Origin of the sequence: Primorskyibacter aestuariivivens (assembly GCF_028023675.1) — a bacterium.
GTDB lineage: Bacteria > Pseudomonadota > Alphaproteobacteria > Rhodobacterales > Rhodobacteraceae > Marinovum > Marinovum aestuariivivens.
Map to the genome: position 1 here is coordinate 114862 of NZ_JAQIOZ010000007.1, position 19955 is coordinate 134816.

At 63.7% G+C, this 19955-nt stretch carries 23 protein-coding genes; 22 read left to right on the forward strand and 1 reads right to left on the reverse strand.

Features of this window, described 5'->3' with window-relative positions; all coding sequences use genetic code 11:
- Positions 1–11: 11 nt before the first annotated feature.
- Entirely contained in the window at positions 12–1316 is a 1305-nt protein-coding gene (locus PGB28_RS09560) for an MmgE/PrpD family protein (protein ID WP_271421288.1), read from the reverse strand.
- 181 nt (positions 1317–1497) lie between these two features.
- Here PGB28_RS09560 and PGB28_RS09565 point away from each other — a divergent pair, with 181 nt between their 5' ends.
- The 22 genes from PGB28_RS09565 (at position 1498) to PGB28_RS09670 (ending at position 19943) form a co-directional block, all read left to right on the forward strand.
- Positions 1498–2691, forward strand: a complete 1194-nt coding sequence (locus tag PGB28_RS09565) for a DegT/DnrJ/EryC1/StrS family aminotransferase (RefSeq protein WP_271421289.1) — start codon at positions 1498–1500, stop codon at positions 2689–2691.
- Between the two features lie 144 nt (positions 2692–2835).
- Entirely contained in the window at positions 2836–3999 is a 1164-nt protein-coding gene (locus tag PGB28_RS09570) for an isovaleryl-CoA dehydrogenase (protein ID WP_271421290.1), read from the forward strand.
- Positions 3996–4481, forward strand: coding sequence for a lysozyme inhibitor LprI family protein (locus tag PGB28_RS09575; RefSeq protein WP_271421291.1), 486 nt, complete (start codon positions 3996–3998; stop codon positions 4479–4481). The genes PGB28_RS09570 and PGB28_RS09575 overlap by 4 nt, the downstream gene beginning before the upstream one ends.
- Complete coding sequence (locus PGB28_RS09580; protein WP_271421292.1) at positions 4481–6013, forward strand: AMP-binding protein; 1533 nt, start codon at positions 4481–4483, stop codon at positions 6011–6013. Before PGB28_RS09575 ends, PGB28_RS09580 begins: the two co-directional genes overlap by 1 nt.
- Positions 6006–6572 carry a hypothetical protein gene (locus tag PGB28_RS09585; protein WP_271421293.1) on the forward strand — a complete coding sequence of 189 codons (567 nt, stop codon included), beginning with the start codon at positions 6006–6008 and terminating at the stop codon, positions 6570–6572. The genes PGB28_RS09580 and PGB28_RS09585 overlap by 8 nt, the downstream gene beginning before the upstream one ends.
- Positions 6573–6627: 55 nt before the next feature.
- The gene (locus PGB28_RS09590) at positions 6628–8241 is read left to right on the forward strand and encodes a carboxyl transferase domain-containing protein (protein WP_271421294.1); all 1614 of its coding nucleotides are present in this window, start codon (positions 6628–6630) and stop codon (positions 8239–8241) included.
- Positions 8242–8251: 10 nt separating this feature from the next.
- Positions 8252–8800, forward strand: a complete 549-nt coding sequence (locus PGB28_RS09595) for a thermonuclease family protein (protein WP_271421295.1) — start codon at positions 8252–8254, stop codon at positions 8798–8800.
- Between the two features lie 17 nt (positions 8801–8817).
- Positions 8818–10761 (forward strand): acetyl/propionyl/methylcrotonyl-CoA carboxylase subunit alpha, encoded by a 1944-nt coding sequence (locus tag PGB28_RS09600; RefSeq protein WP_271421296.1) that lies wholly within the window; start codon positions 8818–8820, stop codon positions 10759–10761.
- Positions 10758–11441 carry a glutathione S-transferase family protein gene (locus PGB28_RS09605; protein ID WP_271421297.1) on the forward strand — a complete coding sequence of 228 codons (684 nt, stop codon included), beginning with the start codon at positions 10758–10760 and terminating at the stop codon, positions 11439–11441. Before PGB28_RS09600 ends, PGB28_RS09605 begins: the two co-directional genes overlap by 4 nt.
- A gap of 81 nt (positions 11442–11522) precedes the next feature.
- Positions 11523–12377, forward strand: coding sequence for a hydroxymethylglutaryl-CoA lyase (locus tag PGB28_RS09610; RefSeq protein ID WP_271421298.1), 855 nt, complete (start codon positions 11523–11525; stop codon positions 12375–12377).
- Between the two features lie 70 nt (positions 12378–12447).
- Entirely contained in the window at positions 12448–13227 is a 780-nt protein-coding gene (locus PGB28_RS09615; protein ID WP_271421299.1) for a crotonase/enoyl-CoA hydratase family protein, read from the forward strand.
- Positions 13224–13595, forward strand: a complete 372-nt coding sequence (locus PGB28_RS09620) for a hypothetical protein (protein WP_271421300.1) — start codon at positions 13224–13226, stop codon at positions 13593–13595. The genes PGB28_RS09615 and PGB28_RS09620 overlap by 4 nt, the downstream gene beginning before the upstream one ends.
- 268 nt (positions 13596–13863) lie before the next feature.
- On the forward strand, positions 13864–14229 hold the full coding sequence (locus PGB28_RS09625; protein WP_271421301.1) for an NADH-quinone oxidoreductase subunit A: 366 nt from the start codon (positions 13864–13866) through the stop codon (positions 14227–14229).
- Positions 14220–14753: a NuoB/complex I 20 kDa subunit family protein gene (locus PGB28_RS09630; protein WP_271421302.1), complete on the forward strand. Its 534-nt coding sequence runs from the start codon at positions 14220–14222 to the stop codon at positions 14751–14753. Before PGB28_RS09625 ends, PGB28_RS09630 begins: the two co-directional genes overlap by 10 nt.
- Before the next feature lie 10 nt (positions 14754–14763).
- The gene (locus PGB28_RS09635; protein ID WP_271421303.1) at positions 14764–15375 is read left to right on the forward strand and encodes an NADH-quinone oxidoreductase subunit C; all 612 of its coding nucleotides are present in this window, start codon (positions 14764–14766) and stop codon (positions 15373–15375) included.
- The gene (locus PGB28_RS09640) at positions 15375–15548 is read left to right on the forward strand and encodes a hypothetical protein (protein ID WP_271421304.1); all 174 of its coding nucleotides are present in this window, start codon (positions 15375–15377) and stop codon (positions 15546–15548) included. Before PGB28_RS09635 ends, PGB28_RS09640 begins: the two co-directional genes overlap by 1 nt.
- Positions 15548–15748 carry a hypothetical protein gene (locus PGB28_RS09645; protein ID WP_271421305.1) on the forward strand — a complete coding sequence of 67 codons (201 nt, stop codon included), beginning with the start codon at positions 15548–15550 and terminating at the stop codon, positions 15746–15748. The genes PGB28_RS09640 and PGB28_RS09645 overlap by 1 nt, the downstream gene beginning before the upstream one ends.
- Complete coding sequence (locus PGB28_RS09650; protein ID WP_271421306.1) at positions 15748–16968, forward strand: NADH-quinone oxidoreductase subunit D; 1221 nt, start codon at positions 15748–15750, stop codon at positions 16966–16968. The genes PGB28_RS09645 and PGB28_RS09650 overlap by 1 nt, the downstream gene beginning before the upstream one ends.
- Positions 16968–17252, forward strand: coding sequence for a hypothetical protein (locus tag PGB28_RS09655; RefSeq protein ID WP_271421307.1), 285 nt, complete (start codon positions 16968–16970; stop codon positions 17250–17252). Before PGB28_RS09650 ends, PGB28_RS09655 begins: the two co-directional genes overlap by 1 nt.
- On the forward strand, positions 17249–17866 hold the full coding sequence (locus PGB28_RS09660; RefSeq protein ID WP_271421308.1) for a hypothetical protein: 618 nt from the start codon (positions 17249–17251) through the stop codon (positions 17864–17866). Before PGB28_RS09655 ends, PGB28_RS09660 begins: the two co-directional genes overlap by 4 nt.
- 1 nt (position 17867) lies before the next feature.
- A complete protein-coding gene (locus PGB28_RS09665) occupies positions 17868–19052 on the forward strand; it encodes an NADH-quinone oxidoreductase subunit E (RefSeq protein WP_271421309.1) in 1185 nt (394 codons plus the stop codon).
- Between the two features lie 30 nt (positions 19053–19082).
- Positions 19083–19943 carry an endonuclease gene (locus PGB28_RS09670; protein WP_271421310.1) on the forward strand — a complete coding sequence of 287 codons (861 nt, stop codon included), beginning with the start codon at positions 19083–19085 and terminating at the stop codon, positions 19941–19943.
- Positions 19944–19955 lie beyond the last annotated feature (12 nt).

Genomic DNA, 19955 nt, shown 5'->3' on the forward strand with positions numbered 1-19955 from the left:
AATTGCCCACCCTACGCTGGTGCGCTGAGGGTTGCGAAGAAATCTGCCGTTGGGGTGTCTTCCAGTCGGTCTATAGCTGCTTCGATTTCATCCGCGCGGGGCGTTCCCAAAACCGGATCGGCCAGCGCATGGTATTTGGCGCGCAACTCCGCCTCTGTTGGCGGGGCCTCGGCATCCCATTTCGGGGTGCGGTACTCGCCCTTCACCTCGCGCCCGTCAGTCAGATGAAGCGTCACCCGCGCCAGCCGCGTTGCGGGGAAGGGCGCATTGGCCTCATCCGTCTCGCGCATGATCAGAGAGTCGGAGAGCCGCAGCACCTCAGGATCACTCAGCGCCGCGCCGCTGAGCAGGTCGGGCCGGACCTCGCCATGCACGGCGGCCAGCGCACAGGGGAAAGAGGTGGAATATTGCGCCTCTTCGGTGCTGGCGGGTCGGCGTTTGGCAAGGCGGATCGCCTCGTGGAAAGTCTCGACCTCGATATGGGCGATATCCGACGCGTTGAGCCCATGGGCCGCGCGCAAAGCCAGCACCCCCTCGACCGGGGCCTGCGCCCAGCGGCAGACCGGGTAGGGCTTGAAATACTGGTCCATGATGGCCCAATGCTGGCCCAGATCGGCCCAGAATTCCGGCGCCTCTTCCACGGTGATCGCGGGCGCGCCGGTGAACCCGGCCTGTGCCAGCCCAACCGCCTCGACCCCGCACATCGCACCCCAGCCTGAGCCGTCCTTGAGCATCGTGGGATGGTCGATGCAGCGCATCATCTGGCTGCGCGGCCCGTGATATTCGGCGATGCCAAGCGCGTGGCGGGTCTGGTCCGGCGAGAGCCCCATAAGCCGCGCCCCGGTGGCGGCGGCGGTGACCGCACCCCAGGAGCCGGAGGTGTGATAATCCGGCACCGTACCATGCTGGGCGACCGAGGCGCGCGCGCCGAATTCGTAGCCCATCAGCAGCGCGTCCAGGAAATCAACACCGGATGCATCGCGGGACAGCGCAAAGCCCAGTGCGGCGGGCATCATCGGGCATCCGATATGCCCCTTGGCCGGGTTGAACCCGTCATGCCCGTCCAGCGCGTCGATGCTCATACCCAGCGCCAGCGCCAGCCCCGAGCCATTCACCCCGCGCCCGTCAAAGGGCAGGGGATAGGGGCCGGGGCGCGTAAGGGCGGCATGGTTGCGGATAATGGCGCTGAGATCGGTGCCATGGCCGCCAATGGCAATGCCGGTCAGGTCCAGCAGGCAGAGCTTGGCCTGATCACGGACATGTTGCGGGGCGGTGTCCCAAAGCGGGGCGCGCAGGAAGGAAAGCGGATCGGTCATATGATCAGCTTAGCCCGGTCATCACCACGTGGATGGGCGTTCGCGACATGTGCCGGGCGTCTGTTGTCGGAAACCGCGCGCAAAGTGCCGAAATCTTCAAAATATTTCGGTCCGATTTCATTGAATGAAATCGGTGTCGTGCCCGCTTGACCTTCGTCCAAACCCGCCGCAACGTGGATATATGACAGAGCGTTTCACAGGCAGTTTCACCCAGCAGGAGCCGATCCCGGAGGAGGGCATCGCCGCCGCGATCGAGGTGCTGAAAAGCGGACGGTTGCACCGCTATAACCTTGTCGGCGACGATCCGGGCGAGGTGGCGCTGCTGGAGCAGGAATTCGCCGCGATGGTGGGGGCGAAATACTGCCTGTCCGTGGCCTCGGGCGGCTATGCGCTGGCCTGTTCTTTGCGTGCCACAGGGGTGAAGCCCGGCGACCGGGTGCTCACCAACGCCTTCACGCTGGCCCCGGTGCCCGGCGCGATTGCCAGTGTCGGCGCGGTGCCGGTTTTTGTCGGCGTGACCGAGGGGCTGGTCATCGACCTCGACGATCTGGCGGCCAAGGCGGACAGCGCCGATGTGCTGATGCTGTCGCATATGCGCGGACATCTCTGCGACATGGACCGGCTGATGGAGATCTGCGACGCGGCGGGCGTCACGGTGATCGAGGATTGCGCCCATACCATGGGGGCCGCGTGGAACGGCGTGCCTTCTGGGCGGCATGGATTTGTCGGCTGCTACTCCTGCCAGACCTATAAACACGTGAATTCCGGTGAAGGCGGATTGCTTGTCACCGATGACGAAGAGGTGGCGGCGCGGGCGATCATGCTGTCGGGCTCTTACATGCTCTATGGCAGGCATCTGGCCGCGCCCGGGCCAGAGGTGTTCGAGCGCATCAAATATGACACGCCCAATGTCTCGGGGCGCATGGACCATCTGCGCGCGGCGATCCTGCGCCCGCAATTGCGCGATCTGGAGACGCAGGTCGCGCGGTGGAATGACCGCTATCGGACGGTTGAGGCGGGATTGCGAGATACGCCCGGGCTGACCATCGTGGAGCGCCCGGAGGCGGAGCGCTATGTCGGCTCGTCCATTCAGTTCCTGCTGCTCGACTGGTCCGAGGCGGCGATTGACGAGGTGGTCAAACGCTGCGCGGCGCGTGGGGTCGAGCTGAAATGGTTCGGCGGGGCGGAGCCGGTGGGCTTTACCTCGCGCTATGACAGCTGGCGCTATGCCCCGTCCGAGCGCATGCCTGACAGCGACCGGGTGTTGCGCAGCATTCTCGACATGCGCCTGCCGCTGACCTTCTCGGTCGAGGATTGCGAGTTGATCGCGCGGATCATCCGGGCAGAGGTAGGGGCCGTGTTTCAGGGCGGGTGAGGGCGGCGGTGGGCAGAAATGCCCACCCTACGGCACCCTTATGCGACGCGACGTTCCAAAGCAGAGAGATGCGCCGGGCTTGACCGGTCGCCGCGATTCGTGGCATTTATTGAACAGGTGTTCAATAAAGGGAGGCGGGACGCCATGTTCAATGCCGTGATGAGCTTTGATCTTGGGGAAGACGTGAACGCGCTGCGCGAGATGGTGCATCGCTGGGCGCAGGAGCGGATCAAGCCGATGGCGGCGGAGATCGACAGCACCAACGCCTTTCCCAATGAGTTGTGGAAAGAGATGGGCGATCTGGGCCTGTTGGGCATCACCACGCCCGAGGAATATGGCGGGTCGGGGATGTCCTACCTGGCGCATGTGATTGCGGTGGAAGAAATCGCGCGGGCCTCGGCTTCTGTGTCGCTCAGCTACGGCGCGCATTCCAACCTCTGCGTGAACCAGATCAAGCTGAACGGCTCCGAAGAGCAGAAGAGACAATACCTGCCCGGCCTGATTTCCGGAGAGCATGTGGGCGCGCTGGCGATGTCGGAACCCGGCGCAGGATCGGATGTGGTGTCGATGAAGCTGCGCGCCGAAAAGCGCAATGATCACTACCGCTTGAACGGCAATAAATACTGGATCACCAATGGCCCGGATGCCGACACGCTGGTGGTCTATGCCAAGACCGACCCCGATGCAGGCTCCAAGGGAATCACCGCCTTTATCGTTGAGAAATCCATGAAGGGTTTCTCGACTAGCCCGCATTTCGACAAGCTGGGCATGCGCGGGTCGAACACCGCCGAGCTGATCTTTGACGATGTGGAAGTGCCGTTCGACAATGTGCTGGGCGAAGAGGGCAAGGGCGTGCGTGTGCTCATGTCGGGGCTGGATTACGAACGCGTGGTGCTGGCTGGCATTGGCACCGGCATCATGGCCGCCTGTCTGGACGAGATCATGCCCTACATGGCCGAACGCAAGCAATTCGGCCAGCCCATCGGGAATTTCCAGCTCATGCAGGGCAAGATCGCCGATATCTACACCAAGATGAATTCCGCGCGCGCCTATGTCTACGAGGTGGCGAAATCCTGTGACCGGGGCACCGTCACCCGGCAGGACGCGGCGGCCTGCTGTCTTTACGCCTCGGAAGAAGCGATGGTCGTGGCGCATCAGGCGGTGCAGGCCATGGGCGGGGCCGGGTTCCTTGCCGATGCGCCGGTGGCGCGGATTTTCCGCGATGCCAAGCTGATGGAGATTGGTGCGGGGACCTCTGAAATCCGCCGCATGCTGATTGGCCGGGAACTGATGGGAGCGATGCTGTGACACGTATCCTGACCAGCCTGCTATTGGCGCTGGGTACGGCTGTTCCCGCGCAGGAATTGGTGTTTTCTCCTGCTGAGACCGAGGCTTGCCTGATAGCTGGCGGGGGCGCGGAATGTATCGGCCAATCCGCCGATGCCTGTGTCAATGCCACACCGGGCGGGTATTCAACGGTCGGGATGGGGGCCTGTCTGGATCAGGAATGGCAATATTGGGATGCGCGGCTGAATGCGGCCTTTCAGTCCGTCCTGAATGACGCCAAGGCCATGGATGCCGAGATGGACGAGCTTGGGTCCGCCGCACCGAAACAGGCGCCTGCGCTGCGCGACATGCAACGAGCATGGATCGGGTTCCGGGATCTGAAATGCGCCTATGAAGCGTCGACCTGGGGTGGCGGCACCGGCGCGGGCCCCGCGGCGATCCAGTGCATGATGGAGACAACGGGCCGACAGGCGCTCTATCTCGAAGCGCCACTGCCAGAGTGATGTTACAGCCCGCGGCCACATATCAGGAGTTGTGTGACGGGTTCCGCTGGGACCTGCCCGCGCGGCTGAACATTGCGGAACAGGCGCTAAGCCAACCTGATGATGCGCTGGCCATTGTCGATCTGTCAGGGGGCATGCGATGTGACGTCTCCTTTGGCGAACTGCGCGCCATGGTGGACCGGCTCGCGGCGCATCTGAATATGCGCGTGGCGCCGGGGGACCGGGTCGGCGTGCTTCTGGGACAAGACCCATGGTGCGCGGCGGCCCATCTAGCTATTTGGAAAATCGGCGCGATTTCAGTGCCTTTGTTCAAACTCTTCAAGCGCGATGCGCTGGAGAGTCGGGTTGGAGATTCCGGGGCGGTGCTTGTCGTGACCGATGCTGAGGGCGCGGCGCTGCTGGGTGATCTGGCGGAACCGGTCTTCCCCCCTGACCTGCCCGAGGCGGGAGCCGTGGAGACGGCGGAAACCGGGCCCGAGGACCCCGCCGTGTTGATCTATACCTCCGGGACCACGGGCAAGCCCAAGGGCGCGCTGCATGGGCACCGGGTGCTCACGGGGCACCTGCCGGGCGTGGAGATGAGCCATGATTTCCTCGGCCAGCCGGGTGATTGTCTGTGGACGCCTGCGGACTGGGCCTGGATCGGCGGGCTGTTCGATGTGCTGATGCCGGGGCTGGCGCTGGGCGTGCCCGTAGTGGCCTGCCGGATGGCGAAATTCAGCCCCGAAGAGGCGGTGAGGATCTGCCGCGAAGGGGCTGTGCGCAATGTGTTTTTCCCGCCTACGGCACTACGGATGCTGAAGGCGGCGGATGTGTCCGTGCCGGGGTTGCGCTCGGTCGCCTCGGGGGGAGAGCCGTTGGGGGCTGAAATGCTCGATTGGGGGCGGCGCGCCTTTGGCGTGACGATCAACGAATTCTACGGCCAGACTGAATGCAATATGGTGGCGAGCTCTTGCGGCACGCTGTTCGATGCGCTGCCCGGCGCGATTGGCAAGGCGGTGCCGGGTTTTGACGTGGCGGTGATTGATGAGCTAGGCGTGCCGTGTGAGGGCGAAGGCGATATAGCCGTGCGGCGCGGGGCGGCGTCGATGATGTTGGGCTACTGGCAGAAACCGGACGCGACGGCAGAGAAGTTCCGTGGCGACTGGATGTTGACCGGGGACCGGGGCCGTCTTGAAGAGGAGTACATCCGCTTTGTCGGGCGCGAGGATGACGTGATTTCCTCGGGCGGCTACCGGATCGGCCCGGCGGAGATCGAGGATTGTCTTTTGACCCATCCGGGGGTCGCCACCTGTGGCGTGGTGGGCAAGCCAGATCCACTGCGCCACGAGATCGTCAAGGCCTATGTGGTGGCCAAGCCGGGTGTTAAGGTCTCGGCAATGGATCTTCAAGTTTGGGTAAAAGAGCGTCTCGCAAGCTATTCTTACCCAAGAGAAATTGCGTTTCTCGATGAATTGCCCATGACCGTGACGGGCAAGGTGATCCGCAAGGAGTTGAAAGCGCGCGCGGCGGCGGAGGTGGACCATGCGTAGCCTCATCGCTTTGCTTCTCACGGCGAGTGCCGCCACCGCGCAGGAGGCGGAACTGCCACCCTTCAAACACTGTTTCGACCGCGAGGCGGAGCGCTATGAATGGCGGCTCCGCATCCATCAGGGCCGCGATCTGGACGCTGCCGACTTTGACCTCTGGCATGCGCGCGGGGTGGAGTATTGCGGCAATATCGGCGTGACCCGCTGTGACCGGACAGTCGACCCGATCCCCTGCCAGGAGGCGTTGATCGCAGAGCAGGACACGCTGCGCGACAAGGTGGTTTCGGGGCTCCCCGCGCCGACGGAACGCGATGACCTGCCAGGACAGCTTTATGCCCGGGTCTATGCGCTGGCCCATGGCGTATCTGCCGGACCGGATTGCGCCGGGGCGCCGGAGCTTCTGGCCACATGGTGCGAAGCGCGCGAAGCCAATCTGCGGCTGCAAAACGCCGTGTTGGCCTGGCAGGTCGGGCGCTGGCTGAACGTGACCGAACCGGCACTGGTGGCGGGATGGGCCGCCCCCGCCGCGCCTGTGCGACCACGGGGGCGGCCGGAGCAATGACAAGTTTTTTGAAATTCGCGCGCCCAAGGGACTGCGCGTGTGAAAGGGGCGGGACATGAAGCTCAAATCGACATATGCAGCGGGGTCGGAACAGGCCAAAGCCAACCGCGAGGGCCATCTGGAGGCACTGCGCGTGGTGCGCGAGGCGGCGGAAATGGCCGCCATGGGCGGCGGCGACGCGTCACGCCAGCGCCATCTCGACCGGGGCAAGATGCTGCCGCGCGACCGGGTGGCCAACCTGCTTGATCCCGGCTCGCCCTTCCTTGAAATCGGCGCGACTGCGGCGCATGCCATGTATGATGGCGCGGCTCCGGCTGCGGGTGTGGTGGCCGGGATTGGCCGGGTCATGGGGCGCGAGGTCATGGTGGTGTGCAATGACGCCACAGTGAAGGGCGGGACCTATTACCCGATGAGCGTCAAGAAACACCTGCGCGCGCAGGAGATCGCCGAGGAGAACCACCTGCCTTGCGTCTATCTAGTGGACAGTGGCGGTGCCAACCTGCCCAATCAGGACGAGGTATTCCCGGATCGCGACCATTTCGGGCGGATTTTCTACAATCAGGCGCGGATGAGCGCCAAGGGGATCGCCCAGATTGCCGTTGTGATGGGGTCCTGCACGGCAGGCGGGGCTTATGTGCCCGCGATGTCGGATGTGACGATCATCGTGAAGGAACAGGGGACGATCTTTCTGGCCGGTCCGCCGCTGGTCAAGGCCGCGACCGGCGAGGTGGTGAGCGCCGAGGATCTGGGTGGCGGCGATGTGCATACGCGCCTGTCGGGCGTGGCGGATTACCTGGCCGAGGATGACGCCCATGCGCTGGCGCTGGCGCGGCGCGCGGTGGGGTCGCTTGGTGGCACGGTTGGTGGCCGAATTCTTGACGGAAAATCGTCGTCTTTCGAGGAGCCGCTTTATGATCCGGAGGAAATCCTCGGTGTCGTGCCTGCTGATCTGCGCACGCCGTATGACATACGCGAGGTGATCGCGCGGCTGGTGGACGGGTCCTATTTCGATGAGTTCAAGCCGCGCTTTGGCGAAACGCTGGTCACCGGCTTTGCGCAGGTCAAGGGAATGATGGTGGGCATCATCGCCAACAATGGCGTGCTGTTTTCCGAGGCCGCGCAAAAGGGCGCGCATTTCGTCGAACTGTGCTCGCAGCGCAAGATCCCGCTGGTGTTTTTGCAGAACATCACCGGCTTCATGGTGGGGCGGAAATACGAAAATGAAGGCATTGCGCGCCACGGGGCCAAGATGGTGACAGCGGTGGCCACCACTTCTGTCCCCAAGATCACCATGCTGGTGGGCGGCTCATTCGGTGCGGGCAATTACGGCATGTCGGGGCGGGCCTATCAGCCGCGTTTCCTTTGGACCTGGCCCAATTCGCGTATCTCGGTCATGGGCGGCGCGCAGGCGGCGGGGGTTCTGGCCACGGTGCGGCGCGATGCGATCGAACGCAAGGGCGGCACATGGAGCGCCGAGGAGGAAGCGGCGTTCAAGCAGCCGACTATCGACATGTTCGAGGAACAGTCGCACCCGCTTTATGCCAGCGCGCGGCTTTGGGATGACGGGATCATTGACCCGCGCAAGAGCCGCGATGTGCTGGCGTTGAGCCTGTCGGCGGCACAAAATGCGCCGATTGAGGACACGCGTTTCGGCGTGTTCCGGATGTGAGGATTGGCGCTTGGGACTCCGACGCAAGTTTTTTGGTTTCAAGGCGAAATCCCGAAAGAACACCATTCGGGACAAGGCCGTGATACCCAATCCGCGCGGGCCTGCTCAGTTTCGCACGGCGAGGCGCTGCGGCGTCTTGCGGACTCTGGCAGCATTGATTTTCGGGGGACTGCTAGTCGGCCCGGTGGCACTTGATGCGGCAAGTTTGCTGTGGCGGGAATCGGCGGGCTGCAAAGTCTGGTTGGTCATCGATGGTGATACCGTTAAAATGTACTGCCCGGATGAGGGGTTCGTGTCGGGACGCCTGCTCAGATACGACACACCGGAGATGAAAGCGCGCTGCCCGAAGGAACTGGCAAGCGCTGTTGCGGCCACCTTTGTTCTGCGCTGGCATCTTTGGACGGCCAGAGACGTTTATGCCAATCCAAGAGAACGGGATCGATATGACCGCGTTCTGACAATGATGGTCATTGATGGAGAACAGGCCGGGAGGCTCATGGTCAATGCCGGATTGGCGCGATGGTATTCCGGTGGGCCACGAAAATCGTGGTGTAATTGAAGAGGGAACCGGCAGAGATGTTTGACACGATCCTGATTGCGAACCGCGGCGAGATTGCCTGTCGCGTCATGAAAACGGCGCAGGCGCTGGGCGTGCGCTGCGTGGCGGTCTATTCCGAGGCCGACGCGGGCGCGGCCCATGTCGCCATGGCGGATGAGGCGCATTGCATTGGGGGGCCTGCCCCTGCGGACAGTTATCTAAAGGGCGATGCGATCCTTGCCGTGGCGCGGGTCACCGGGGCGCAGGCGATCCATCCCGGCTATGGGTTTTTGTCGGAAAACCCCGATTTCGTGGACGCGGTGGAGGCCGCCGGGCTGACATTCATCGGGCCATCGGCCAGGGCGATCCGCGCCATGGGGCTCAAGGATGCGGCCAAGGCGCTGATGGAAGAAGCCGGGGTGCCGGTGGTGCCGGGCTATCACGGCGACAATCAGGATCCCGCGTTTCTGGCCGGGCAGGCGGAAGAGATCGGCTATCCGGTGCTGATCAAGGCGGTGGCAGGCGGTGGCGGCAAGGGGATGCGGCTGGTGGAAGCGCCGGGCGAGTTTGACCGCGCGCTGGCTTCGGCCCGGGCAGAGGCGCGCACGGCGTTCGGCAATGAGGCGGTGCTGATCGAGAAATTCGTCTCCAAGCCGCGTCATATTGAATTGCAGGTCTTTGGCGATGGGACCCGCGCGGTGCATCTGTTCGAACGGGACTGTTCGCTGCAGCGCCGTCATCAGAAGGTGATCGAAGAGGCACCCGCGCCGGGTATGACCGAGGAGATGCGCGCGGCCATGGGCGCGGCAGCGGTGCGCGCGGCGGAGGCCATTGGGTACAAAGGGGCCGGGACGGTCGAGTTCATCGTGGATGGATCGGACGGGCTGCGCCCCGACGGGTTCTGGTTCATGGAGATGAACACGCGGTTGCAGGTGGAGCATCCGGTGACCGAGATGATCACCGGCGTGGACCTTGTGGAATGGCAATTGCGCGTGGCGGCGGGGGAAAGCCTGCCTGCGCGGCAGGAGGATCTGTCGATCAACGGTCATGCCTTTGAGGCGCGGCTCTATGCCGAGGACGTGCCGGCCGGGTTCCTGCCTGCCACCGGGCGGCTGACCCATCTGGCCTTCCCGGAGGGCGCGCGGGCCGATACAGGTGTGCGCTCCGGTGATGAGATCACGCCATGGTATGACCCGATGATCGCCAAGCTGATCTGTCACGGGCCGACGCGGGAGATCGCGCTCAAGCGGCTGGCGCAGGGGCTGGCGCGCACGCAGGTGGCGGGATCGGTCACCAACCTGGCCTTTCTGGGGGCGCTCTGCGCGCATGAGGGATTTGCGCGCGGCGACGTGGATACCGGGCTGATCGGGCGTGAGATCGACGCATTAGCCGCGCCGCTTGAGGGCAATCCGCTGGCGCTGGCGCAGGCGGCGCTGGTCGAGGCGGGGCTGTGGGAGGCGGATGACTGGGCCACCGGCTTCAGCCTGTGGCAGCCGCTCACGCGGACGCTGGTTCTGGAAGAGGCCGGTGAAGAGCGGGTGCTTTATCTTCGGGTGCGCGGGTCCGGGGATGTGTTGATCGAAAGCGGTGATCTGGTGGTCGAGGCCCTGCGCGGCCCTGGCGGCTGGACGCTGGATGGCGAGCCCGCCGCGCGTTTTGCGGTGGCGGGGGATGTGGTTACCATCTTTGCCGATCACGGTCGCGCCTACCGCGTGATCCGGGCGCTGGACCGGGCGGCGGCGGGGGGCAGCGATGCCTCGGTCATCGAAGCGCCGATGCCGGGGCTGGTGCAGGCGGTCGAGGTCAGCGCCGGGGCGCGCGTGTCCGCCGGTGACCGGCTGGCCGTGCTGGAAGCGATGAAGATGGAGCATTCCCTCACCGCGCCGCGCGACGGGGTGGTGGCAGAAGTTCTGGTTGAGGCCGGTGCACAGGTCGAGGCAGGGGCGGCGCTGATCCGGCTGGAAGAGGAGGAGGCGGCATGATCCGTTTGCATCACGTGCCTTTGGGGCGGTCCTTCCGGGTCATGTGGCTCCTGGAAGAGCTGGGGCTGGACTATGAGGTCGCCTATTATTCGATCCGGGACGGCTCCATGCGCACACCGGAGTTCTATGCGCTGTCTCCTGCGGGGCGGGTGCCGGCGCTGGAATACCATGGTGAGACATGGTTCGAGAGCGGCGCGATCCTGCAGTTGTTGTGCGAGCATCACCCCGAGGCCGGGTTGCAGCCCGCGCCGGGGGATGCGGACCGCGCGCTGTATCTGGAGATGATGCATTATTCCGAGACCGTGGGCTCGCTGGTCGAGAACCTGAACCTCAACCATGTGTTCCTGCACAATCCGGCGGATGCCTCGCCCGTGGTGATCAAGCTATTGACCGCGCGGCTCCGGGCGGCGCTGGCGGCGATAGACCGGCGCATGGGGTCTGACATGCTGTTGCCGTCGGGGTTTTCGGCGGCGGATATCATGTTCTCCTACGGGTTCGAACTGGCGCGCTACTATGTCGAGATGGAGCAGTTTCCCAAGCTCTGGGCTTATTGGGACAGGTTCAAGGCGCGCGAGGCGTACCAGCGGGCCAAGGCGCGGGACGGGGAGCAGGACCTTTATGACCGTGATTTTTATCCCGTGCCGGAAGTCAAACGCGATCCATCGGAATGGAAGGGGTGAGCCACGTCCCGGAAGCGCTCCGGGGGAGCGGTTCAGCGGAGAAGAGGCGGAGCCCCGCCATGGCGGACAGGAGTGACAGGCATGAGCGACAGTGTTGAAATTTTCGAAGTCGGCCCGCGCGACGGCTTGCAGAACGAAAAACGCCAGATCCCCACGGCAGACAAGATCGCGCTGGTCGATTGCCTGAGCCGCGCCGGGTTTCGCCGCATCGAATGCGCGTCTTTCGTCAGCCCCAAATGGGTGCCGCAGATGGCCGACAGCTCCGAGGTGCTGGCGGGCATCACCCGCGCGCCGGGCGTCTCCTATGCCGCGCTCACACCGAACATGCGCGGGCTTGAGCGGGCGATTGCCGCGCGCGCCGACGAGGTGGCGATCTTTGGCTCGGCCTCGGAAGGGTTTTCCAAGGCCAATATCAACGCCACGATCGCCGAGTCTTTGGAGCGGTTTGCGCCGGTGATGACGGCGGCCAGGGCGGCGGGCCTGCCGGTGCGGGGCTATGTCTCCTGCGTGGTGGAATGCCCCTATGACGGGCCGGTAGACCCGGGCGAGGTGGCGCGGGTGGCCAAGGCGCTCCATAACATGGGCTGCTACGAGATATCGCTGGGCGACACGATCGGGCGCGGCACGCCCGAGGCGGTGGCACTGATGCTGGAGGCTGTGACATCGGTGGTTCCGGCGGCGCAGCTGGCCGGGCATTTCCACGACACGGGCGGGCGCGCGCTGGAGAATATCGCCGTGTCGCTGGAGGCGGGCCTGCGGGTGTTTGATGCCGCCGTGGGGGGGCTTGGCGGCTGCCCCTATGCGCCAGGGGCCGCGGGCAATGTGGCGACCGAGGCGGTGGCAGAGCGGCTGGCCGAGCTGGGATATGACACGGGCCTTGACGCAGAGGTGATTGCACAGGCGGCGGAGATGGCGCGGACCATGCGGGCCGGGTGACAAAAATCTTCGAAGATTTTTGCAAATTCCTTGCAAGGAATTTGGCGCGGGTTGAAAGGGAAGGGACCAGATGTTCGAGACCGTGAAAGTTGAAACCGATGCGCGCGGCGTCGCGACGCTGTGGCTGGCGCGCCCCGACAAGCACAATGCCATGTCGGCGCAGATGCTCGAAGAGCTGGCCGCAGCCGCTGAATCGCTGGCTGCGGACGAGAGCGTGCGCGCGGTTGTTCTGGCCGCTGAAGGCAAGAGTTTCTGCGCGGGCGGTGATCTGGGCTGGATGCGGGCGCAGTTCGAGATGGACAGCGCCACGCGTCGCCGCGAAAGCGCCAAGCTGGCGGCGATGCTCTCGGCACTCGATACGCTGCCCAAACCGCTGATTGGGCGTGTGCAGGGCAATGCCTTTGGCGGCGGTCTGGGGCTGATGTCGGTCTGTGACGTGGTTATCGCGACAGAGGGCGCACGCTTTGGGTTCACCGAGACCCGTCTGGGGCTGATCCCGGCCAATATCGGGCCTTTCGTGCTGCGCCGCATGGGACCGGCGCTGGCGCGGAGGGTCTTCATGTCGGCCCGGCTCTTTGACACCGAAGAGGCGCTGCGGCTCAATCTCGTGGCGCGCATGGTTGCCCCCGATGGCCTGGATGCGGCCGTCGAGGCCGAGATCGAACCCTACCTTTCCTGTGCGCCCGGCGCAGTGGGCGAGGCCAAGGCGCTGATCCGGCAGCTCGGCGGCGGGGTCAGCCAGGCTGAGATGGACCTTGCCATCGACGCGTTGGCCGCGCGGTGGGAGAGCGCCGAGGCGCAGGAGGGCATCGCGGCGTTTTTCGACAAGCGCAAACCGGGCTGGGCGTGAGCGTCCAGTTTGCCCATCTCTACGCGCTGTTGTGCCTCGGGGTGATCTTTTTCCAGATCGCGCTGATCGCCGGTGCGCCATGGGGCGCGGCGACGCAGGGCGGGGCGCATCAGGGAGCCGTGCCGCCCAAGGGGCGGCTGATGGCGGGGCTGTCCATTCCCATCGTTGGGTTCATGGGGCTGTCGGTGCTTTCGGCGGCGGGGTTGCCGGGGCTGGACTGGCCGCGCTGGACCGGATGGGTGGCGCTGGGCGTGCAGGCCATGACCATGGCCCTGAACTGGATCACCCCGTCCCGGATCGAGCGGCAGATCTGGGGGCCTGTCACCACGATCATGATGGCGCTGGCAGGTTACGTGATCCTGATCTGAGAAAAACCGTCGGAAAAGATGCGCGGAAAATGTCCAATTTGACTGTTCGCCCCGCGAGTGGGTGAGTCGCCGATGCCTTGCATCACAATATGTCGCAAGCGCAGAATGTGTTTCCGCAAAGTGCTTATTTTATTGGTTTTCACGGATCAATTCACATCCGTGAATGTGTCGCGCCTCGGTTGACCCTCTGCGGGTGCAGGGCTAAACCCACGCGTAGCGAGCCACATCTTTGCGCGCCCCGTGATGCGCGCCGAAAGGAGCCTGCCCCGTGGAAGAGATGCTCAGGGAATACCTTCCCATCCTCGTTTTCCTGGCCGTAGCCATCGGACTTGGAATTGTTCTCATCCTTGCCGCTGTCGTTCTGGCGGTCCGCAATCCGGACCCGGAAAAAGTGTCGGCCTATGAATGCGGCTTCAACGCCTTTGACGACGCAAGGATGAAGTTTGACGTGCGGTTCTACCTCGTGTCGATCCTGTTCATCATTTTTGACCTCGAAATCGCCTTCCTCTTCCCTTGGGCCGTTGGTTTTCAGGACATCAGCATGGTGGGCTTCTGGTCGATGATGGTGTTCCTTGCCGTGCTGACCATCGGCTTTGCCTATGAATGGAAGAAAGGGGCGCTCGAATGGGAGTGAGCACCACAGCAAACACCGCAGGCGTGGACAAGGAAGTGGCCACCCAGGCGCTCAATGCCGAGTTGCAAGACAAGGGCTTTCTGCTGACCTCGACCGAGGACATCATCAACTGGGCGCGCACCGGGTCGCTGCACTGGATGACATTCGGTCTGGCCTGCTGCGCGGTGGAGATGATGCACACCTCCATGCCGCGCTATGACGCTGAACGCTTTGGTATCGCACCGCGCGCCTCTCCGCGCCAGTCGGACGTGATGATCGTGGCGGGGACACTCACCAACAAGATGGCCCCGGCGCTGCGCAAGGTCTACGACCAGATGCCCGAGCCGCGCTATGTGATCTCCATGGGCTCCTGTGCCAATGGCGGCGGCTATTATCACTACAGCTATTCCGTTGTGCGCGGCTGTGACCGGATCGTTCCGGTGGACATCTACGTGCCCGGCTGCCCGCCCACGGCAGAGGCGCTGCTTTACGGGCTTATGCAGTTGCAACGCAAGATCCGCCGCACCGGCACGATTGTAAGGTAAGGGGGCGATCATGACCGCTGCACTGAAAGAGCTTGGCGCCCATATCGAGATGAAGCGCCCCGATTGCGTCCTTGGCTGGTCTGTGGACCAGGGTGAATTGAACGTGGACGTGGCGCCGTCGAACCTCACCGGGCTGGTGGAGTTCCTGCGCTCTGACCCGACCTGCCAGTTCTCCTCGCTCGTGGATATCACCGGCGTGGACTACCCCGAGCGGGCCAAACGCTTTGACGTGGTCTATCACTTCCTGTCGATGTACCAGAACCACCGCATCCGCCTGCGGGTGAGCGTTCGCGAGGAAGACATGGTGCCCTCGATCACCGATATTCACCCCTCGGCCAACTGGTTCGAGCGTGAAGTGTTCGACATGTTCGGCATCCTGTTCTCCGGCCACCCGGATCTGCGCCGCATCCTCACCGACTATGGGTTTCGCGGCCATCCGCTGCGCAAGGATTTCCCGACCACCGGCTATACCGAGATGCGCTATGACGAGGCGCTCAAGCGCGTGGTCTATGAGCCGGTCAGCCTGACCCAGGAATACCGGCAGTTCGATTTCATGTCGCCATGGGAAGGGGCCGAATACATCATCCCCGGGGACGAGAAAGCGGAAGAGGGGACGAAGTGATGGAAATGCTTGTCTGGCTTGTCTTTACCGTGCTGACGGTCATCCCGATGCTGAAACTGCTGCCGCATTTCGGGATCGAGAAATACTGGGCCGCCGCCTGCATCATCCCCATCGGGACGCTGGCTCTGCTGTGGTTCATGGCGATGAAGCTTCAGGAGCTTGAAAAACGATGATGGGCGGATACGGATTTGGCGGTGGCGGCCTGCTCTGGCTGCTGATCATGGGGGCGCTGGTTGTGGTGCCGTTCTGGCGGTTGCTGCCGCGCTACGGCATTCCCAACTGGGTGGCGATCTTTGCCATCTTCCCGCTGTTTGCGCTGATCCTGCTTTGGGTGATCGCCTTCAAGGACAAGATTGACGGAGGCACCGCGTAATGGACGGTTCCAAAGGTTTCGAAGACGCCCTGACCGGCGAACAGAAGATCCGCAATTTCAACATCAACTTCGGCCCGCAACACCCGGCGGCGCACGGGGTGCTGCGGCTGGTGCTGGAGCTGGATGGCGAGATTGTGGAGCGCTGCGATCCGCATATCGGGCTGCTGCACCGGGGTACGGAAAAGCTCATGGAGAGCCGGACCTACCTGCAGAACCTGCCCTATTTCGACCGGCTCGATTATGTGGCCCCGATGAACCAGGAACATGCCTGGTGTCTGGCGATTGAAAAGCTGACCGGGGTCGAGGTGCCGCGCCGTGCCTCGCTGATCCGGGTGCTTTACTCCGAGATCGGGCGTATCCTGAACCACCTCTTGAACATTACCACGCAAGCCATGGACGTGGGCGCGCTGACGCCGCCGCTCTGGGGGTTTGAAGAGCGTGAAAAGCTCATGGTGTTCTATGAGCGTGCTTGCGGGGCGCGGCTGCACGCGGCCTATTTCCGCCCCGGCGGCGTGCATCAGGACCTGCCGCAGGATCTTCTCGAAGATATCGACGCATGGGCCGATGATTTCCCGCGCGTGATCGCGGATATCGACGGTCTGCTGACGGAAAACCGCATCTTCAAGCAGCGCAACGCCGATATCGGCGTGATCTCTGAAGAAGACATTCAGAATTGGGGCTTTTCCGGCGTCATGGTGCGCGGCTCCGGCCTCGCCTGGGACCTGCGCCGCGCGCAGCCCTATGAATGCTATGATGAATTCGACTTCCAGATCCCGGTGGGCAAGAACGGCGATTGCTATGACCGTTACCTCGTCCGCATGGAGGAAATGCGCCAGTCGCTGAAGATCATCAAACAGGCGATCGAAAAGCTGAACGCCCCCGAGGGCAAGGGTGACGTGCTGGCCCGGGGCAAGATCACCCCGCCGAAACGCGGCGAGATGAAACGCTCGATGGAAGCGCTGATCCACCACTTCAAGCTCTATACCGAAGGATTCCACGTGCCTGCGGGCGAGGTTTACGCCGCAGTTGAAGCGCCCAAGGGCGAGTTCGGTGTCTATCTGGTGGCGGACGGCACAAACAAACCCTACCGCGCCAAGCTGCGCGCGCCGGGCTTCCTGCATCTGCAGGCGATGGACTATGTCGCGAGCGGCCATCAGCTGGCCGATGTGGCGGCGATCATCGGCACCATGGATGTCGTGTTCGGGGAGATTGACCGCTGATGAAGACGCGTTTCGCCCTTGCCGCCCTGATCCTGCCGCTGGCGGGCTGTCTGGATATTCCACCCGAAGGCACCAATGCCGAGATGATCGCCAATTACGACGCTGCCGTGGCTTCGCTGGGCTGCACGCTGTCCAGCGATGCCGATTACGGCGCGGTCGAGTTTCAGGCCGGGATCACCCGCGAACAGGCTGTGTCGATCAGCGAATACAAGCTGGCCCGGGAAGAGGCGGTCAGGCTTGAGAATGGCGGTATTCGCCTGACCTCGGGGAGCTGCGCCGCGTGAGTGCCAACCCCGCAGAATGGCTGATGGCCTGGGCCACGCTGGCGAGCCTCGCGTTCCTCGGCGTGCAGAGCTATTTTATCCGGGAGTCTCTGGACGACCCGTTTGAAGCCAATCTGCAGGAACGCCAGATCGAGGTCTGTTCCCGCGTGATCAAGGAATACGGTGCCTATCAGGCCCGCGTGTCCACCGTGGAAAGCACCCATTCCATTCTGGCCCGTGTCCGCGACGGTGAGGTGCGTGTCGCCTCGGCCGAGATGCCCGCACCGAACGTGCCGGGGGCCTCGACCTCGGCGCTGCTGCCGCAGGACGCGGTGAAAACCTTCCTGGCACAACCCGAAACACTGGCCACGCTCAGCGGCCAATCCAGCGGCCCGGACCCACGCGAGGGCCTGTTGGCTGCGCTGACCGAGCTCGCCGTTTATGCCGATACCGAGACCGCGTCGAAAATCGACGCGGTGTCCCTCAACATGCCCACGCTTCCGGAGCTTGGCGCCTTTGCCCAGTTCCTCGACCAGCAGCCCAAGGCCCAGCTGAGCCGGTTCGAGAAGGAGTTCGCTCCGCTCGCCGATCTTTGCCGGGACACGATGCTGGGGAAAAAGAAAGGTCTTCTCTGATATGCTTCGCCGTCTGCATCCCGAACAGCCTGACAGCTTTGCCTTTACCGCCGCGAACCAGACCTGGGCCGAGGCGCAGGTCACCAAGTATCCCGAGGGGCGGCAGGCGTCTGCGATCATCCCGCTTTTGTGGCGTGCGCAGGAGCAAGAGGGCTGGCTGACCCGCCCGGCAATCGAACATGTGGCCGACATGCTGGGCATGGCCTATATCCGCGCGCTGGAAGTGGCGTCGTTCTACTTCATGTTCCAGCTGCAACCGGTTGGGTCCGTGGCGCATATCCAGATCTGCGGCACCACGTCCTGCATGATCTGCGGGGCCGAGGACCTGATCGGAGTGTGCCGCGAGAAAATCGCCGACAAGCCGCATGCGCTGTCCGCCGATGGCAAATTCTCGTGGGAAGAGGTGGAATGCCTCGGGGCCTGTGCCAACGCGCCCATGGCGCAGATCGGCAAGGATTATTACGAGGACCTGACCGCCGAGCGTCTGGCTGAGATCCTTGACGAATTGGCCTCTGGCACGGTTCCCGTACCTGGCCCGCAAAATGGCCGCTACACCTCCGAGCCGAAATCGGGTCTTACCAGCCTCAAGGACCACGAAAAAGGCCGCCACCAATACAACGCATCGGTGCAGCTTGCGACCGATATTGGCGACACGGTCAAACGCATCGACGGCACCGAGGTCGAGATGCGCGCGCCCTGGCAATCCGGTCCTGCCCATGGCGGTGCCGTGGCCAGCGTGGCAGGGGCCGCCGCCCCCGCGCAACCGCGCCCGGCGGCGAACGCGCCCGCAGATGCCACCGGCATCGACACGCGTGAGGCGCAGGAGGTCAAGAAAGGCCGTCCGGTTTCTGACAGCGCGCCGGCCAAGGCCGAAGCGGCCGCCGACGCGCCGTCCGAGGGCACCCGCCCCGAGGCGCTGGATGGACCGCGAGACGGCAAACCCGATGATCTCAAGCTGATCAAGGGGATCGGTCCGAAGCTGGAAAAACTTTGTAATTCCATGGGCTTTTATCATTTCGACCAGATTGCGAACTGGACGGCCGAAGAAATCGCATGGGTCGATCAGAACCTCGAAGGGTTCAAAGGGCGCGTCAGCCGCGACAACTGGGTCGCTCAGGCAGACACCCTCTCCAAAGGTGGCGAGACGGAATTCGCCTCCCGTGTTAAAAAAGGTGATGTGTATTAATGGTTAAAGGGACCAAACGGGAGGGAAACGATGGATAACGTGTCTCAGGGATGCACGATGAAATGCTGGATCGCAGCGGCGATTCTTGGACTTGTGGTGTTCCTGTTCGGGCTGGCCGGCAAGGGGGTTCTTGCCGCGGTCATACTGGGCGTCATTACAACGGCGCTGCTTGGTTTCCTCTTCACATGGATGTTCTGCACGGTCGTGCCGCGGACCGGTGCGCGCAAAACGGACGGCGATGCGGTCGAAAGCGCCGCGCATGCCGCCGGCGCCGCTACAGGTGCCGCAGCCGCAGCGACAGTCGGTGCGGCACAAAGCGCCGCTGCGAAAACAGCCGAAGTTGCCGAGGCTGCCAAGGACAAGGCTGCATCCGCAGTGGACAGTGCCGCTGAGACCGTGAAAGAGGCCGCGTCCGACGCGGCGGATGCGGGCGGTGATGCTGCTGAGGACGCAAAGGATGCGGCTGAGGATGTGGCCGAAGCTGCAGAGGACACCGCCAGCGAAGCCGCTGACGCGGCAAGCGATGCCGCTGGTGCAGCCAAGGCCGCCGCACCGGTCGGGGAAGACTATGACGCCGATGGCGTGGTCGAGGGCAACGATGAAGGGTCCAAACCCGAAACGCTGTCGGCGGCTCGCGATAGTGGGGCGGATAACCTCAAGGAAATCAAAGGCGTCGGTCCCAAGCTGGAGCAGATGCTGAACGAGATGGGGTTCTTCCATTTCGACCAGATCGCCAATTGGACCGCCGACGAAGTGGCCTGGGTCAATGCGAACCTCAAAAGGTTCAAGGGCCGGGTCAGCCGCGACAACTGGGTCGAACAGGCCAAAATTCTCGCCTCGGGCGGGGACACCGAATTCTCCAAACGCGTCGAAGACGGCGACGTGTACTGACGGGGTGTGACA